10 protein-coding genes and 2 pseudogenes are annotated in these 17,365 nt (G+C 72.8%); 4 read left to right on the top strand and 8 right to left on the bottom strand.

The window, feature by feature from the left end; all coding sequences use genetic code 11:
* Nucleotides 1–31: 31 nt before the first annotated feature.
* Nucleotides 32–452 (bottom strand): annotated as a pseudogene (locus NLX86_RS21775) (molybdopterin-binding protein).
* 126 nt (nt 453–578) lie between these two features.
* Here NLX86_RS21775 and NLX86_RS21770 point away from each other — a divergent pair.
* From NLX86_RS21770 to NLX86_RS21760, 3 genes are all read left to right on the top strand, one after another.
* Nucleotides 579–974, top strand: a complete 396-nt coding sequence (locus NLX86_RS21770) for a molybdopterin-binding protein (RefSeq protein ID WP_254373430.1) — start codon at nt 579–581, stop codon at nt 972–974.
* A gap of 99 nt (nt 975–1,073) precedes the next feature.
* Complete coding sequence (gene modA, locus NLX86_RS21765; protein ID WP_254373429.1) at nt 1,074–1,877, top strand: molybdate ABC transporter substrate-binding protein; 804 nt, start codon at nt 1,074–1,076, stop codon at nt 1,875–1,877.
* A gap of 109 nt (nt 1,878–1,986) precedes the next feature.
* Nucleotides 1,987–3,924 (top strand): ABC transporter permease, encoded by a 1,938-nt coding sequence (locus tag NLX86_RS21760; protein ID WP_254373428.1) that lies wholly within the window; start codon nt 1,987–1,989, stop codon nt 3,922–3,924.
* Here the strand turns inward: NLX86_RS21760 and NLX86_RS21755 are convergent.
* From NLX86_RS21755 to NLX86_RS21740, 4 genes and pseudogenes are all read right to left on the bottom strand, one after another.
* The gene (locus NLX86_RS21755; RefSeq protein ID WP_254373427.1) at nt 3,914–7,414 is read right to left on the bottom strand and encodes a phosphodiester glycosidase family protein; all 3,501 of its coding nucleotides are present in this window, start codon (nt 7,412–7,414) and stop codon (nt 3,914–3,916) included. The two genes, NLX86_RS21760 and NLX86_RS21755, sit on opposite strands and share 11 nt — an antisense overlap.
* A 143-nt stretch (nt 7,415–7,557) precedes the next feature.
* Nucleotides 7,558–9,642, bottom strand: a complete 2,085-nt coding sequence (locus tag NLX86_RS21750) for a SpoIIE family protein phosphatase (protein ID WP_254373426.1) — start codon at nt 9,640–9,642, stop codon at nt 7,558–7,560.
* Between the two features lie 154 nt (nt 9,643–9,796).
* A pseudogene (locus NLX86_RS21745) lies at nt 9,797–10,267 on the bottom strand (SpoIIE family protein phosphatase); the annotation flags it as partial.
* 331 nt (nt 10,268–10,598) lie between these two features.
* Entirely contained in the window at nt 10,599–11,855 is a 1,257-nt protein-coding gene (locus tag NLX86_RS21740; protein ID WP_254373425.1) for a DUF6777 domain-containing protein, read from the bottom strand.
* 186 nt (nt 11,856–12,041) lie between these two features.
* Between NLX86_RS21740 and NLX86_RS21735 the strand changes: the two genes are divergently transcribed.
* Nucleotides 12,042–13,337, top strand: coding sequence for a streptophobe family protein (locus NLX86_RS21735; RefSeq protein WP_254373491.1), 1,296 nt, complete (start codon nt 12,042–12,044; stop codon nt 13,335–13,337).
* A 9-nt stretch (nt 13,338–13,346) separates the two neighbouring features.
* Here NLX86_RS21735 and NLX86_RS21730 read toward each other — a convergent pair whose 3' ends face one another.
* Genes NLX86_RS21730 through NLX86_RS21720 form a run of 3 tightly spaced genes read right to left on the bottom strand, consistent with a single transcriptional unit; the run spans nt 13,347 to nt 17,328 of the window.
* The gene (locus tag NLX86_RS21730) at nt 13,347–14,351 is read right to left on the bottom strand and encodes a serine/threonine-protein kinase (protein WP_254373424.1); all 1,005 of its coding nucleotides are present in this window, start codon (nt 14,349–14,351) and stop codon (nt 13,347–13,349) included.
* The gene (locus NLX86_RS21725) at nt 14,351–14,926 is read right to left on the bottom strand and encodes a hypothetical protein (protein WP_254373423.1); all 576 of its coding nucleotides are present in this window, start codon (nt 14,924–14,926) and stop codon (nt 14,351–14,353) included. Before NLX86_RS21725 ends, NLX86_RS21730 begins: the two co-directional genes overlap by 1 nt.
* An 11-nt stretch (nt 14,927–14,937) precedes the next feature.
* A complete protein-coding gene (locus tag NLX86_RS21720) occupies nt 14,938–17,328 on the bottom strand; it encodes an FHA domain-containing protein (RefSeq protein ID WP_254373422.1) in 2,391 nt (796 codons plus the stop codon).
* Nucleotides 17,329–17,365: the final 37 nt, after the last annotated feature.

Here is a 17,365-nt window from a genome sequence, read left to right as displayed (position 1 = left end):
TCGCGCGGTGTGCCGCTGACGGCCGCCGTTCTCAGGCGGTGGCGAGGGCGATCTCGGTGGACTTGATGAGGGCGACCACCGGGGATCCCTCGGCAAGTCGGAGGTCGGTCACCGCATCCTTGGTGATCGCGGCGGTCAGTTCGCCGCCCTCGATGGTCACTTTGACGCCGACCATGGCGCCGCCGGTGGCGATCCGGTCGACCGTGCCCCGGAGCTGGTTGCGGATGCTCAGGCCCTCGACAAGGGCCGGTCGCCAGCGACACTTCGGTGGACTTGACGAGGGCGCGGACCGCGGAGCCGGCGGTGAGGCCCAGTTCCCTGACGGCCTCCAGCGTGATGGCGGCCGTCAGGTCCTGCCCGCCGTCGAGGCGGACCTTGACCGTGGCCATCACCTCGCCGGGGGTGACGGCTACGACGGTGCCGGGGATCTGGTTGCGGATGCTCAGGCTCATGGACCTCAGCCTGCCGCCTCAGCGGCAGACGGGCACTCGGACCTTCCTCCAAGCGGACTCGCAAGTGCCATAGTTGATCCGTCAATGAATTGCAAATGTCAGGTAAACACGTCTATCTTGGCGCACATGCAGTCCTACACCATCGGACAGGCGGCTCGTCTGCTCGGCGTCAGCCCGGACACCGCGCGCCGCTGGGCGGATGCCGGACGCGTCGCGACCCACCGCGACGACAGCGGCCGCCGCCTCATCGACGGACGTGATCTGGCCGCGTTCTCCATCGAGGTCGCCCAGGGCGCCCACGCTGAGGAGGACGCCCCCTACACGTCCGCCCGCAACGCCTTCCCGGGCATCGTCACCGCGGTCAAGCTCGGCGATGTCGCGGCCCAGGTCGAGATCCAGGCCGGCCCGCACCGGCTGGTCTCCCTGCTGACCCGCGAAGCGGTCGAGGACCTCGGGCTGGAGGTCGGCATGCAGGCCACCGCCCGCGTGAAGTCCACCAGCGTCCACATCGACCGCACCTGAACCACCCACTCCCCAGCGGCGTCGCCCGTCCCCGGCGCGGCTCATCACCATCCGCTCGGACGGCACCTGCCGGCCGCATCACCGAGGAGTCCCGCTTCCATGTCCCCTACGATCAACCGCCGCCGCGCCGCCGCCGGACTGCTGACCGCCGCCCTGCTACTGCCGCTGACCGCCTGCGGCAGTGAGGACGGCCAGAAGGACACAGGCGCCAAGGCATCCGGGCCCGCCGCCGCCCCCAAGGCCGAGCTGACCGTACTGGCCGCCGCCTCGCTCACCGACGTGTTCAAGACCGCCGGCGCCGCGTACGAGAAGGCGAACCCGGGCACGAAGGTGACGTTCTCCTTCGCCGGGTCCCAGGAACTGGCCGCCCAGGTCAAGCAGGGCGCTCCCGCCGACGCCCTGGTCACCGCGGACACCAGGACGATGGACGGGCTGAAGTCCGACACCGGAGCGGCCACCGTCATCGCCAGGAACCGACTCGTGATCGCCACCGGTGAGGGCAACCCGCACAAGGTGGCGGCACTCAAGGACCTCGCCGACACCAAGCTGAAGGTCGTGCTGGCCGCTCCCGAGGTGCCGGTCGGGCGCTACGGCAAGAAGATCCTGGACGCTCAGAAGGTCGACGTGAAGCCGGTCTCGCAGGAGCCGAACGTGCGCGCCGTCCTCAGCAAGGTCGAGCTCGGCGAGGCCGATGCCGGTCTCGTCTACAAGACGGACGCGCGGGGCGCGGCCGACAAGGTCGACGCCGTCGAGATCCCCGACGCGCAGAACGCGATCGCCGAGTACCCCGCCGCCACGCTGAAGCAGTCCAAGAACGCCGACGCCGCGGCCGCTTTCGTGAAGTGGCTCAGCGGCCCCGAGGCGCAGAAGATCCTCCAGGAGGCGGGCTTCCAGCAGCCGTAGTACCCGGCGACCCCGGTGACCGGGGGCTGCCCGTTCCGGGGGGACGGGCAGCCCCCGGTCACCGGCCCGGACCCGGACCGGACCCGATGAACGATCCCAGGAACCACCGATGAAACGTCTCCGCAGTCGCTCGCCGGGCCCCCGTACCCCGCTGGCCCTGGCTCTGCCCGCGCTGCTCGCCATCGCGTTCCTGCTGCTGCCGCTGATCGGGATTCTCACCCGTACCTCGTGGGGTGACCTCGGTACGCATCTGAGCAGCCCAGGGGTCACCGAGGCGTTGCAGCTCTCCTTGATCGTCTCGTTCTGGGCGCTCGGGCTGTCGCTGCTGCTCGGCGTGCCGCTGGCCTGGCTGCTCGCCCGGGTGGACTTCCCCGGCAAGGCACTCGTACGGTCGCTCGTCCTGCTGCCGATGGTGCTGCCGCCCACCGTCGGGGGCGTGGCGCTCCTGCTCGGCTTCGGACGGCGCGGGCTGCTGGGCCCGTGGCTGGAGGGCACCTTCGGCATCACCCTGCCGTTCCACACCTCGGGGGCGGTCCTCGCGGCGACGTTCGTGGCGATGCCGTTCCTGGTGGTCAGCCTCGAAGGTGCCCTGGGCGGGCTGCGGCCACGCTACGAGGAGACCGCCGCCTCGCTGGGTGCCTCGCCGGTACGGGTGTTCTTCACCGTCACCATGCCCATGGTGGCCCCCGGCCTCATCGCCGGGGCGGCCCTCACCTGGGCACGGGCCCTGGGTGAGTTCGGCGCGACGATCACGTTCGCCGGCAACCTGCCCGGCACCACCCAGACGCTCCCCCTCCAGGTCTATCTGCTGCTCCAGGAACAGCCCGAGGCCGCCACCTCCGTTTCCCTCCTGCTGCTGGCCATCGCGATGGCGGTACTCGTCGCCCTGCGCGGCCGCTGGACCGGGAGCCCGGCCGACCGGACACCCCGGCTCCCCCGCCCGGAGGACGGTACGGAACCGCCCCCGGCGGAACTTCCCGTTCTCCCCGCGCGGCAGGAGGATGACGCGCGCTGGCCGCTGCACGCCGAGGTCACCGGCTTCAACCGGCTCACCCTGGACGCCGAACCGGGCACCACCATCGCCGTCGTCGGCCCCAACGGCGCCGGCAAGACCACCCTGCTGCGCGCCCTCCTCGGACTGACCCCGCGCGCCCACGCCGTACTCCGCCTCGGCGCCACCGATGTCACCGGCCTGCCGCCGCACCGCCGCGGCGTCGCCTGGGTCCCGCAGGACGGCGCCCTGTTCCCGCATCTGAGCGCCCTTGCCAACACCGCGTACGGGCTCCGCGCCCACGGCGTCCCGCGCGCCGCCGCCCGCCGCACCGCGCGGGACTGGCTCGACCGGCTGGGCGTGGGCCACCTCGCCCACCGCAAACCCGCCCAGCTGTCCGGCGGGCAGGCCCAGCGGGTGGCGCTGGCCCGCGCGCTCGCGGCGCGGCCCCGGCTGCTGCTGCTCGACGAGCCGCTGGCCGCCCTCGACCAGACCACCCGCGCCCATGTCCGGCACACCCTGCGCCGCCACCTCGACGGATTCGGCGGGGTCTGCCTGATCGTCACCCACGACCCGGTGGAGGCGGTCTCGCTGGCCGACCGGGTGCTGGTCCTGGATGACGGCCGTACGCTCCAGGACGCGCCGCCCGCCGAGGTGAGCCGGCATCCGCGCTCCCCGTGGGTGGCCCGGATGCTCGGCCGTAACGCATGGCCGGGCACGGCCACCGCCGAGGGCCTCGAACTCGCCGAGGGCCGCGGCCGGCTCGTCGTCGCGGACTCGCTCGCCGACGGCACCCCGGCACTGGCGATCATCGCGCCGGAGGCCGTCTCCGTTCACCGCGACCGGCCGGGCGGCAGCCCCCGTAACGTCTGGCCGGGCACGGTCCGGGAAATCACCTCCGTCGGCAGCCGGCTGCGCATCCTGGTCACCTCCGACCAGTCGCCCGACCTCGTCGCCGAGATCACCCCGGAGGCGTCCGCCGAACTCGGCCTGGCCGACGGGGTGTCCGTCTGGACCAGTGTGAAGGCCACCGAGGTCACCCTCGTCACCCTGTGAGGCCCGGACTCGTCCAGGCGCGCCGGGCGGCGGCAGCGATCCGGGTCTGGGCCCGCTGCGTGACTCCGTTGACGGTCACCGCGAGGGTGACCGTCCCGGGCCGGAGCGCGGTGAGAGTGCCCGTCGCGGGATCGAAAGAGGCAGCGTGGCGGTGGCGCGCGTCGTCCGGGGCGCCGATGTGGAGGTTCGGCGATCCGGTCCAGTCCGCGCTGAGCGGGAAGCCGACGGAGACCCTGCGGCTGCCCTGGGTGACGGTCGCGGCAACGTCCGCGCTGCGGCCGGGAGTCAGCGTCGGCGGAGCGTCGAGCGCCAGCGCGTCGGTGTGCGCGCGGGTCTGTACGGAGAGCCAGTCCGGGCCCCCCGCCCACGGCCCCAGCCGGGCCGCTGCCCGATCGGCCGCCGGGACCCGGTCCACCCCGAGGAGTGTCCAGCCGGTGAAGCCGCCCTCGTCCGGCGGGCCGGCCGGCGTCTTGCCCGCGTTGCCGTTGACCAGGTACGGCACCGCGTCCACGCGCGAGGCGTGGAAGACGCCCACATGGCTGCCGATGAGTCCGGCACCCTTGCCGCTCGTACGGCGGAACTCCGCGAGCCACCGCTCGATCAGCGCCGCCTCCTTGCGGTCACTGAGCTGGCTGCCCCTCTGTACGGTCGGGTCGCGCGGCGGCACGTGCTCGATCAGCATCACCGAGCCGATGCGGTCGTCGCGCGCTGCGGCGTCGAGCTGCGCACGCACCGCCCTGATCTGCGCGAATCCGCCGCCGCGCAGGGTCAGGCTGGAGGTGTCGAGCGTGATGAAGCGCGTCTCCGCGTGGTCGAAGACGCGGTGGGCGGGCCCGAATTCGGCGGTGAAGTTCTCGATCTTCCCGCCCATGACCTCGTGGTTGCCGGGCACGTAGTACCACGGCAGGGCGTCGCCCAGTTCCTCGGTCAGGACCCGTCGGGCGAAGGCGAGATCCGCGGGCGATCCCTCGTCGACCAGATCGCCGTTGACGACCAGGAAGTCGGGCTTCGCGGCTCGGATCTCCCGCAGGGTGCGGCGGGCCTGGGCCACGATCGGACTTTCCGGGTCGCGGGCGACGAACCGGGCGTCGGACATCACCGCGAACTGCCAGTCCCGACCTTCCGTTTCGGCGGTGGTGGAGATCAGTGGGTCGGCTGTACGCGGCTGTTCGGGCAGGACGACGGTGGGCGGCACCTGTGCGGTGAGTTCGTCGATCACGATCTCGCCGGTGTACTGCTTCGCGGCCGCCGTCTCGGCGAGGTAGAAGCGGTGCACCTTCAGCGGCATCGCGGCGCCGGGCGGCACCGCGAAGGTCACCTGCCGCCAGCCGGTCCAGGTGACGAAGGGCCCGCGCAGCAACTGGTCCGATCCGGCTGCGTCCTTGAGGTGCAGGGTCGGCCGGGCGCCCTTGCTGTCGCCGTTGATCCAGAGTCTGAAGGACTGCGGCTGACCGGGAACGGCGATCTGCCGCTGCGGGTTGGCGTATGCGGCGCGGGTCGCGGTCGACCGGCTGAAGTCGTAGGTCAGTTTCAGCCCGGTGCCGCTCCGGCCGTAGGGTGTGGCCTCGGTGCTGCCGGTCGCGCGTGCCTGGCTGAAGGTCCAGGACGCGGCGTCGTCGAGGCCGGAGACCTGGCTGTCGGCGAGGCCGACACTGACGGCGAGGACGGTGCTGGTGCCCGCGACGGTGGCCGTGATCGCTCCGGCGCCGCTGCCGGTGCGGGAGGTGACGGTGAAGGAGCCCCGGCCGTCGTCATCGACGTCGAACAGCGAGCGGTCGTAGTCCAGAGTCACATCGGCCGGTTCCACGGGTGCGGCGGCGCCGTGTCGGTCGAATCCGACCAGGCCGAAGGTCCCGGTCGCCGACGCGTCCGCGAGGCCGACCCGACGGGTGGTCGGCTCGATGCGGGCGAGTTCGTCCAGCACGGTCAGCTCCGTGCTCCCCCGGGCGCCTGCGCGTTCCGCGCGGACTTCCGTACTGCCGGGCCGGTGTGCGGTGAAGAGCCCGGCGTCGTCGACCCGGCCCACGGATGCCCGTACGGCATGCCAGCGCGGGTCTCCCGCCGCCGGTCCGTACGTCTCGTCGTAGCCCGCGGCGGTGAGCCGCCGGGTCAGGCCGGGGAAGACCCGCTCGGGGTGGCCGCCCCTCACCGGGCCGGTGGTCGGGGCCGCCGAGGCGGGGGTGCGGGTCTCGACCCAGAATCCGCGCAGTCGGCCGCTGCCGTCCGGCGCGGTCAGGGCGAGGCCGTTGGGGACCGTGCGTTCGCTGCCGTCGGAGGGGCTGTTCTCCACCTGGAGGGCGTCGCTGCCGGGTTCGCGGGCGATCAGGGTGGAGGAGCCTCCGCCGTCGAGGTTGAGGGCGCTGTGCGAACCGGCCCGTTCCATCATCAGGCCGAGTTCGGTGAGGGTGACACCACCGCTGTCGGCCTGCCGGCCGTCGACCGTGATCACCTGCATCTGCCGGCCGTCGCGGGAGAAGCCGACGGCGGTGCGCGGCGCGGCGGTGTTGTTGCCCGCTCCCTCGTGGTTCTGCGGTACGCCGTCGACGACGAGCAGTTCGCGGCCGCCGGCCGCGGTGCGCGGCACGGGGCCGCTGTCGGTGCGCGGCCGGTACTCCAGGACCACCGGGTCGCCGGGCCGCAGCGCGGCGAGCACGCCGGCGCCTGCCTCGCGGCCGACCAGGACGGTGCAGTCCGCCGCGATGGTCCCGCTGCCGGGCCGGCCGGTCACGGAGACGACGCGGCCGTCCCGGACCAGCGCTTCGGCGACGGGAGTTGCGGCGTCCACGGTCAGCGCCCGGTCGGCCTCACCCCAGCCGGCGGTGTACGCGCCGATCCCGCCGGGCGGTACGTTCGCCGCGTTGTACGCGGCAAGGGGGTGCGCACCGGAGGGGGCGGTCAGGGTCCCGTCGAAGTACAGCTGGAGCACCCGCCCGGCGCTCTCGGGACCGAAGCCGACGGCCCGGTTGGCACCGGCGGCCGCGGAGTGGACGGGTCTGCCGTCCTTGATGCCCGGCCCCAGGGGCGCGCCGGTCTGGCTGATGTCGAAGAAGTCCGCGTTGAGCGCGGCGACCGTGCGGCGGCCCGCCCCCGGTGCGTGGCGGGCGGCGAGTTCGGAGACCGTACGGCGGTCTGCGACCCTGCCCGAGGAGAGGTAGTCGGGCTGCACTCCGCTGCCGTCGAGGTCGACGGAGAGGGCGTCGACGCGCAGCCACTTGTCGGATTCGAGCCGGTCGTACGAGGTGAGTTCGATGCCGGGGGCGACCGGGCGGGTGCTGCGCGCGGTTTCGATGCCGTCCCCGTCGGCAACGGATCTCGGGGTTCCGCCGGGCACGCTCGCGGGTGGTGGCGCGATGGGCCGCAGTACCTCCGCGGCGTTACGGGGACGTGGGTCGGGGGTGGTGTCGGCGACGGCCGGGGAGATCGCCCCCACCGTCAGGGCGGTCACCGTCGCGAACAGTACGACGGACCGGCTGGCGATCCTGAAGCCCACAACTTCTCCTGGAATGCGGGTGATTGTGCACGCGGTAAGCGCTGTCAGCGGTCAGCATCGCCGTGCACACGTCAACGCACCAGGGGGTCAGGGAAACACCGGGAAGAACACGCGGCGCCGCCGGGGTGACACCGCGGGAGGGATCAGTCGCGCTCGGGGACGGTGAACTCGCACCACACGCACTTCCCGCTGCCGCGCGACTCCACGCCCCACACGTCCGCCAAATGGCCGACGAGGAACAGCCCACGCCCCGAGACACCCGACTCGCCGGCCTCTCGGGGCCGGGGCAGCGCGCTGGACGTGTCCTGGACCTCCACCCTCAGCCAGCGCCCCCTGCCGCGCGCCACCACGCGGATCGTCACCAGCGCCCCGCCCTCGGTGTGGACGAGGGAGTTGGTCATCAGTTCGTCGGCGACCAGTTCGATCTCGCGCGAGACCTCACCCGCGCCCCAGGCCGACGCTGCGGCGCGGATCATGTGCCGGGCCGACGCCAGGGCTTCGGGGTCGGACTGGGCGACGTGCTGCTGGAGCCGGCCACCGGCCTTCGGCGCGTCCGTGCCCCGGCGGCGCAGGAGCAGCAGCGCCATGTCGTCGCCGCCGCCCTGCTCGCCGAGCATGTCGCACAGCTGGTCCGCCAGTTCCTCGATGTCGGCCGGCCCCGAGCGCACGGTCTGCATGAACCGCTGGAGTCCGTCGTCCAGATCGGCTCCCGGCCGTTCCACCAGGCCGTCGGTGCACATCAGGAGCGTTTCGCCCGGGTCGAGTTCCATCGTGGTCACCGGGTAGCCGAGGCCGCCGCCGGTACCGAAGTCGACCGACAGCCCGAGCGGCAGTCCGCCGGCCACCGGGATCCGCCGGCAGGTCCCGTCGCCGCGCCGGAGGAACGGGTCGAGGTGTCCGGCCCGCACGATCTGGAGCACGCCGGTGGCCAGGTCGGCCTCGGCATACGTGCCGGTCGCGAAGCGGTCGGTGTCCAGCTCGTGCAGGAACGCGGAGGCCCGCGCCATCGCGGTCGCGGGAGGGTGGCCCTCTGCCACGTACGCGCGCAGCACGATCCGCAGCTGGCCCATGATGGCCGCCGCGTCCGTGTCATGGCCCTGGACGTCGCCGATCATCACGCCCACCCGCCCGCCGGGCAGCGGGATCACGTCGTACCAGTCGCCGCCTATGTCCTGGCCCATGCGTGGCGAGCGGTAGCGGACGGCGACCTCCGCGCCGGGGATGCGCGGGATACGGCGTGGCAGCATCGCCTGCTGGAGCCCTTCGGCGAGATCGTGCTCCTGTTCGAACAGGATCGCCCGCTGGAGGCTCTGCGCGATACTGCTCGCCAGCGCGACCAGGAGGTTGCGCTCCTCGCGGGCGAAGTCGCCGTGGCGGGCGTAGAGCAGGCCGAGCACGCCGATCGGCCGGGCCTGCGCGATCAGCGGCAGGTAGACGCCCGACCCGACGGCCAGCGGTTCGATGTGCGGCCACAGGACGGGATAGCACGACTCGAACTCCTCGCGGGAGGCGATGAAGCGGGGCTGGAGGGTGCGTACCACCTCACTCATGGGGAAGTCCGCGTCGATCCGCGTGTACTCGAACTCCGGCACGTTCGCGCCGAGCTGGCCCTCGGCAACCAGATGGATGCGCCCGCCGTCGACCACGCCCAGCATCACGCTCACCGCGCCGAGATGCCCGAGCGCCTCGGGGTCCTTCAGTACGTCGGTGACCTCGCTGACGGTCCTGGCGTGCGCCAGGATGGCGGTCGTCCGCTCCACCACGCCGGTCATCCGGCGCCGGCCCTCGTCCAGCTCGAACCGGGCGGTCGCGTCGGTGAGTTCCTGGGCGGCGTCCCGCACGATGCCGATGATCCGGTGGGGGTGGCCGTCCCGGTCGCGCTCGATGTGCCCCTGGGTGTGCGTCCAGCGCAGTGTCCCGTCGCGGCAGCGGATCCTGAAGTACGCGCCGTACGCCGTCCTGCCGTCCTTGAGAGCCTTCGACACCAGGCTGTCCAGGCGCACCGCCTCGACCGGCGGCACCCGGTTCACCAGGGTGGCCGGGTGGCCGTCGTACTCGCCGTCGTGCAGGTCGAAGACCTCGAGCGCGGGCGTGTCCAGATACATCAGCCCGCTGTCGAGGTCCCAGTCGAAGCTGCCCATGCGGTTGAGCGCGAGACTCAGATCCGCATGGGCCGGCCAGTCGTCCGGCACCGACACGGCGGCCGGAGTCGCACCCCGCTCAGCCATGCAGCCACCTTCTCACCGATCGCCGGACTTCTCGAAGGGAGAACGCAGCAGCATCGGGGCGAGCTGTCGGCCGGCGATTCGTCGAGATCGACCCCGGGTGCCTCGATCAGGCCCGGGCGACCAGTGCACAGCCGCGCGCCAGGTTCAGATGATCGCCGGGCGACTGCCCGACGGCCGTGTACGCGCGGACGGTGGTACGGACCTGCCCCATCAGGCCGGCCGCGGTCACGTTGTGGCCCTGGACGTCCCCGATGACGGCGGCGGCTGTGCCACCGGTGCGGATGCCGTGCCACCGGTGCGGATGAGGTCGTAGGAGTCACCGCCGATCTCCATACCGTGCGTTCCGGGCAGATAGCGGACGGCGACCTCCAGGCCCGGCAGGACCGGCAGGGTGTGGGGCAGCAGGGCCTCCTGAAGCCCGTGGGCCGGCCGGTGCTCGGCGTCGTACCGGCGGGCCCGTTCGAGCGCCTGGGCAATGAAACCGCCCGCCCAGACTGGTCAGGCCCGCCCGTCCGTCCGACGAGAAGCGGTGCGGCTCGGCGTAGCCGAGGACACAGGTGCCCACGGGGCGGCCGGAGGCGATCAGCGGCAGATAGGCCCAGGCCGCCATGCCGTCGGGCAGCGCCTGACGAACCGACCAGCTCGCGCCGGGTGGCGTCCTGCCGCCGCCGAGCAGGTCCGTCTCCGCCCGCACCGGATGGCCCGCTCGGCCGCCCGCTCCAGCAGCAGGCCCAGTCGCTCGCAGGCCGCAGCGAGGTGTTCGCGCTCCCAGTCGGACAGCTCGGCCGGCAGGACCACTGCGACCCGCGCGTAACACCGGGCCATCTCCTCCTCGCTGCCCACCCGGACCAGCCGGCGCTCCCGCACAGCGTCGGCGACAGGAGCGGCTGGTTTCGCCCTCTCCCTCCGGCGGAGCGGGCCCGGACAGGAACCGGTCGGACAAGCCGGATCGCCCCCTACGTCGCCGGGGAGACCGGCGAGTCGAGCGGGGACCCGGGCGACGGCGAGTCCGGCGGCGAGTCCGGCGAGTCCGGGGGTGAGTCCGGCGAGTCCGGGGGTGAGTCCGGCGAGTCCGGCGAGTCCGGGGGCGAGTCCGGCGAGTCCGGCGAGTCCGGCGGCGAGTCCGGGGGCGGGGGCTCCGAGGCGGGCGGGTGCTCGGAGGACTCACCGGGGGGCGGCTCGGGCGGCAGGGACGTCGGGCCGGACGGCGACGCGGTGCCCGGCACCGAGGTCTCGGGCGACGGCCGTACCGGGGGCGGGACCTTCTTGTCCTCGCGACCGTCGGCACCCTTCTCGCGGGCGAACCAGTCCTCGTTCTCCGGGTCGAAGACGATAAAGACGTTGACGACCTGGGCGGACGGTGCCACGACCACGACGTTCGACGGCTGGAACGCGGGCCACGGCCGGCCCGTCCGCCGGGGCGTCCCCTTCAGGGCGACCGGCGGGAGCAGGGGATTGCCGCAGGCGCAGCGCACCCGCGGCACACCGCGGTCGTCGACGAGGACGGCCGTGCCCGCCTGCAGGACGGCCTGATAACTGGTGGGCGCACCGTCCTTGTAGCCGTGGTTGGTGACACGGGTGTCCATGCGCAGCTGAACGGGCGTCAGCGAGCGCAGATGCGCGGGGACGTCGGACGGCCGGATGTTCAGGACCGAGGCGAAGGCGCTGTTCTTGGCCGGGTCGGCCGTGAGGAGGGTGATCTGCTTCTCGACGTCGCAACTGGCCGCGTCGCGGGTCCCGCCGTACAGGCCGGGCTCCGAACCCGCCACGCTGCGCATGACGTTGGTTTCGGACGGCGTCGTGGTGGCGGTGGTGGGCGGCGGCACAGAGGGGGCCGCCTCGCGCGCGGAGGACTCGGTGTACGGATCGGGTCCGGCCGTGGAGGCGGCCTGGAGGAAGACCTCCCCGTTCGTGCCCGGTCCGCCGTTGTCGGGGCGGGTCAGCACGATGGCGAGCACCACCGCGGCGACCAGCGCGACGGCGACGGTCGCGATTCTGGGCACCGACCGCCACCAGGGGCGGCCCGCACCCCGGCCCCCGTCCTGCCCCGTACCCCCGACTCCGGACGGCGGCCCCGAGGGGGGGCCGGCGGGTGGTCCGGGCGGCGGAACCGGCGGTGGTCCGGGCGGCGACGGACCGGACCCCGAAGGGCCGCCCGAGAGGGGGCCCGAAGGGGGGCCTGTGGGGCGGCCGGACGACGGTTCGGTGCTCACGCGCCCTTCCTTCCTGCCGGATGGGTTCTGTTCTCTCCGCTTTCTTCGCACTTGCGGTTAATTGTGTGCTCCGCACCCGTACGGCCCGCAAGCGGACGCGGTCGGCCCTCCCAGCGGGCGCCGCATCTCCCCCTTGCTTAACGTGACAAGGTGATCCAGAAGGGACCGACCTCCCCGCGCGGCACCATGGCAGGCGCCGCACACAACTGGCTCGACGCCCTCGTGGCCGTGCTCGAAGGCCTGGCCGCCATGGTGATCGTGGCCGCCCTCGGCCTCTGGGCGGCCGGTGCGGCGGACCTGCCCGGCAATGCGTTGCCTCGGGTCGTGGCCGCCGTCGTCGTGATGGCCGTGGGCGGTTCCGTGGACATCACGGGCGGCGCCGGATTCCTCGCGGAGACCAACGCGGACCTCAGCGTGCTGCCCCTGTCGGTGAGTCTCGCCGGTGCGCTGGTGACCGCCTTCGGCTTCCTGCGCCCGCTGCGCCACCGGGCCATCGCCCGGCCGCGCGAACTGGCCGCCCGGACCGCCCGGATGGCCGTGCTCTGGGTCGCCGGAGTCCTCGCACTCGCACTCGTCGCCCGGCACACCTTCGAGATCGAGCTGGGGGACTCCCCGGCCAGTGACATCACCGACCTGCTGGACGCCTCACCCACCGTCGGATTCCGCACCGATGTCCCGCTCACCCTCATCTTCGGACTGCTGTGGCTGCTGGGCGTCCTCGCCCTGGCCCTGCTGGTGTCCCGCCGGGCCCCGCTCCCCGCACGGCTGGTCCGCTTCCAGGAGTCGGTGCGCCCGGCCGCGTACGCGATGGTGCTGCTGCTGCTCACGTACGTCGTCGTCGCCCTGGTCATCGGCCTCGTCGTCGCGGCGACCCGCGGCCGTCCCGCCGAGACGTTCGCCGTGATCCTCCTCGGCCTGCCGAACCTCGCCTGGCTCGCCCTCACCCTCGGCATCGGCGGGTCGTGGGAGGGAAAGCTGGAGGGCCCCTTCGGGCTGCCGATGCCGAAGGTGCTGGACCAGGTCCTGCGTACCCCGGAGAACTCCACCCTCAGCGTGGGCACGCTCGCCGACTACGACAGCCGGGCCCGTTGGCTGGTGGTGGTCGCCGCCGTACTGCTGCTGGCGGCGGCCTTCGTCATGGCGGTACGGTCACCCGCCCGCACCCGGTCCTGGCAGCACGCCGTGCACATGGCGGTGGCCCTGGCCCTCACCGTGCTGATGATCTGCCTGACCGTGCGGGTCTCCGCCCACTACGGGCTTTCGCTGCTGGGCATCGGCGACCTCGACGGCGGCCTGGCCGGCGAGGTCTCGCTCCGGCCGCACCTGTGGCGGACGCTCGGCATGGCGGTGCTCTGGGGACTGATCACCGGCTTCCTCGGCAGCCTGATGGCCTCCCGGGTCCGCCGCAGGGGCGCGGTCGAGGAACCTCCCGAGCCGAAGCCCCCCGAGCCGAAGCCCCCCGAGCCGAAACCGGAAGGCTGAACTCCGGACTCACCCGTCCAGCTCCGGGAACACCGGCAGCGCCCAGCGCGGTGGCAGAGGCGGCGGCCCCGGCTCCGTGCCCTCCGTGGCCGGGGCCGGGACCACCTGGGTCGGCGCGTGGCCCGCCGCCCCGGACGCCGCGACCCGCAGCGCGGCGATGAACTCCAGGCAGCTGTCGTACCGGTCCTCGGGCGCCTTGGCGAGCGCCTTCGCCATGACGTCGTCGACGGCGGGCGGCAGACCGGGGCACCAGCGGGTCAGGGGCGGCGGCGGATCGTACTGGTGGGCCCACAACAGCGCGATGTCGTCGTCGCGGCGGAACGGCGGGCTCCCGGCCAGGGTTTCGAAGACGACGCAGCCGAGGCTGTAGACGTCGCAGCGGCCGTCCACCGGCCGCCCGGAGATCTGCTCGGGCGCCACATAGTCCAGCGTTCCCACGAACTGGCCGACGGTGGTGAACCCGGTCAGCGACAGCGACTTCTTCGTCAGCCCGAAGTCCGTGAGGTAGACGTGTTCCGGGTGGTCGCTGTCGGTGCCCTCGGCGACCAGGATGTTGCCGGGCTTGACGTCCCGGTGGACCAGGTCGTGGGCGTGCGCCGCGTCGAGGGCGGACGCCACCTGCGCGGCGATCCGGCCCGCGACGGCCACCGGCAGCGGCCCCGTCCGGTCGAGCAGGGCGCGCAGATCCTGGCCGGCCACGTACCGCATGGCGATGTACAGGAGGCCCTCCGTCTCGCCGGCCTCGAAAACCGGCACGATGTGCGGGTGGTCGATCGCCGCGGCCACCCGCGACTCATGCGCGAACCGCTTGCGGAAGGTGTCGTTGCGGGCCAGTTCAGGGGCGAGCAGCTTGAGCGCGACCGTCCGGTCCAGCCGCAGGTCCTTGGCCCGGTAGACGACGGCCATGCCGCCCCGGCCGATCTCGCCCTGGACCAGATAGCTCGCGATCTGCTTCCCGATCAGGTCGGACGGCCTCCCCACGGGCAGCCCGGTGTCGTGCCGCTCGCGGACCATCACGGTTCACCCGTGCGGCCGCCACGGACTTCGCCGACGACCTGGGTGGGTGCGTGCCCGGCGTCCGCCTGCCCGGCCCCGGCCGGCGGACGCGGCGCCGTCGAAGCCGCGTACGTACTGAGGCGTGTGCCGTCGCAGTACACCCAGCGCTCGTGCTCCGCGTCGTACAGCCAGACCGCCTCGCCGTCGACGACCATCCCGGCGCGCAGTCCCTGCGTACGCCGCCGGAACGTCTCACCGTCCGCCCGGCCGTCCGCCAGGTCGCCCGCCGCGCGCCGGTAAACGGCCAGCGACTCCTCCACCCTGGCCAGCAGCGGGCGCGGGTCCGCCGTGCGGGCGAGCGGCGCTCCCGCCGCGGGCGGCGGCTGCGGTACGGCGATCAGCAGCCGGCCGTCGACCCACGCCGTCCAGCCGTTGGCGCACAGGATCTGCCCCCAGTCGCCGCGCCGGTCGACCAGCCGTACGGGCAGGAACGGGTCGAGCGGTTCGGTCGGCCGGGTCACGTCCGGTGCCTCCCAGGCGGGCAGCCCGGCCCGGGGGACCACATGGGTGGGGGCGAACTCCTCGGTGGCCATGGGTCCTCGCCCTACTTCCGCATGATCGCGGGCTCGTGGCGGCGCAGCAGCTTCGCGACGCAGTATCCGAAGAGCAGGCAGAGCACGACCAGCATTCCCATGTCGAGCAGCCACACCCCGGCGGAGTGCTCGAACAGCGGATCCGCCTTGGCCGGGACGGTCCGGCCGAGGTCGATGGTGCCCGCCATCGCCCCGAGCGCCCACCGGGAGGGGATCAGCCAGGACAGCTGCTCGATGCCGGGGACCCCGTGCAGCTTCAGCAGCGCACCGCAGAACACGACCTGGACGATGGCGAGGAGGACCAGCAGCGGCATGGTGACCTCCTCCTTCCGCACCAGGGCGGAGACGAGCAGGCCGAGCATCATCGCGGTGAACGACAACAGCGCCACCGCCAGGGTGATTTCGACGAGCGGCGGCATGAGTACGCCTTTGCCGCCGGGGGCGCGCAGGTCGACACCGGCGAGGCCGACCAGGGTCAGTACGACGGCCTGGACGACGGTGACGCTGCCCAGCACGACCACCTTCGACATCAGGTACGCCGATCTGGACAGCCCGACGGCGCGCTCCCGCTGGTAGATGACCCGCTCCTTGACCAGCTCGCGCACGGCGTTGGCGGCGCCGGTCAGCACCCCGCCCACGCAGAGGATGAGCAGCGCGTTGATCGCGGTCTCCCGGTCCAGCTCCGGGCCGGCCAGCGCCCGGGTCATCGCACCCATGACGAACGGCAGCGCGATCATGATGGCCAGGAAGGTCCGGTCGGCGCTCAGCGCGGCCGTGTACCGCCGGACGAGGGTGCCCAGTTGCGCTCCCCAGGACTGCGCCTTGTGGGGCGGCGCCACATGCTCCGCGGGACCCTCGTGGGACAGCGGCGGCTGGACGGTGGAGTTGGCGATGTACCGCTGCTGGAAGGGGGAGGCGCGGTACTCACCGGCCCAGTCGCGGTCGCGGTCGTTCTCGAATGCCTCGAACGCCTCCGGCCACTGCTCGAAGCCGAAGAAGGCGAGGGCGTCCTCGGGCGGCCCGTAGTAGGCGATCCGGCCGCCCGGCGCGAGCACCAGCAGCCGGTCGCACACGTCGAGGCTGAGCACGCTGTGCGTGACGACGATGACCGTACGGCCGTCGTCCGCGAGCCCGCGCAGCATGTGCATCACCGAGCGGTCCATCCCGGGGTCGAGACCGGAGGTCGGCTCGTCCAGGAAGAGGAGGGACGGCTTGGTAAGCAGCTCCAGAGCCACGCTGACCCGTTTGCGCTGGCCGCCGGAGAGGCTGTGGATCGGCTGCTGCGCCCGTTGTTCCAGGCCGAGTTCGCGGATGACCTCCTCGGCTCGGGCGCGGCGTTCGGACTTGGCGGTGTCCTGGGGGAAGCGCAGTTCGGCGGCGTATCCGAGGGCCCGTCGGACCGTCAGCTGGGAGTGCAGGATGTCGTCCTGCGGTACCAGTCCGATGCGCTGGCGCAGCTCGGCGTAATCGCGGTACAGGTCGCGGCCGTCGTAGAGGACGGTGCCGTGGTCGGCGGGCCGCAGCCCGGTCAGCGCGTTCAGCAGGGTGGACTTCCCGGCGCCGCTGGGTCCCACGACGGCGAGCAGGCACTTCTCGCCGACGGGGAAGGAGACGTGGTCCAGGAGAACCTTGCGGCCGTGGTCGACGGAGACGGCGAGATCCTGGACGTCGAGTGACACCTCGCCGGTGTCGACGTACTCCTGGAGCTGGTCGCCGACCAGGCAGAACGCGGAGTGGCCGATGCCGACGATGTCGCCGGCGCCGACGCGGGCGTCGCCGGTGACGGGCCGGCCGTTGAGGAACGTGCCGTTGTGACTGCCGAGGTCGACGATCTCGTACGTACCGTCGGGGTCCGCCCGCAGCTCGGCATGCCGGCGCGAGACTACCAGGTCGTCGATCACCAGGTCGTTGTCCGCGCCGCGGCCGATACGGATGGTGCGGACGGGCAGCGGCCGTACGGTCGTCGGCCGGCGGAACGTGCCGGTGGCGGACGGCATGGAGACGGCCGAGGGGCGCGGCTCGGGTTCCGGTACCCGTACCGGTTCCGGTTCCGTTTCCGGTTCCGTTTCCGTTTCCGGTGGGGCGAGTCCGACGAGCACGGCCCGCGGCCCGTCGGCCGGGCTGCCGAACCGGATGACGCTGCCGGGCCCGACACCCCACTCGTGGATCCGCCGGCCGTCGGTGTACGTGCCGTTGGTGCTGTCCTCGTCCTGCAGCGTCCAGTGGTCGGCGTCGGGCCGCAGTACCGCGTGATGCCACGACACGCGGGCGTCGTTGATGACGATCTCGCTGAGAGGGTCGCGCCCGACGTGATAGACCCGGCTCGGACTCATCACCGTCGAGCCCACGTCGGTCTCGAGGATGAGCTCGGGCGCGGTCGGCGCCACGGGCCGATCTCCCATGGCAATATCGTAGCTTTTGCCCCTGAAACGCGCCTGA

Origin of the sequence: Streptomyces sp. A3M-1-3, from assembly GCF_024213665.1 — a bacterium.
Classification (GTDB): Bacteria; Actinomycetota; Actinomycetes; order Streptomycetales; family Streptomycetaceae; genus Streptomyces.
The sequence above is the reverse complement of the archived record's forward strand: the minus strand, read 5'-3'. Positions and strand labels throughout refer to the sequence as shown.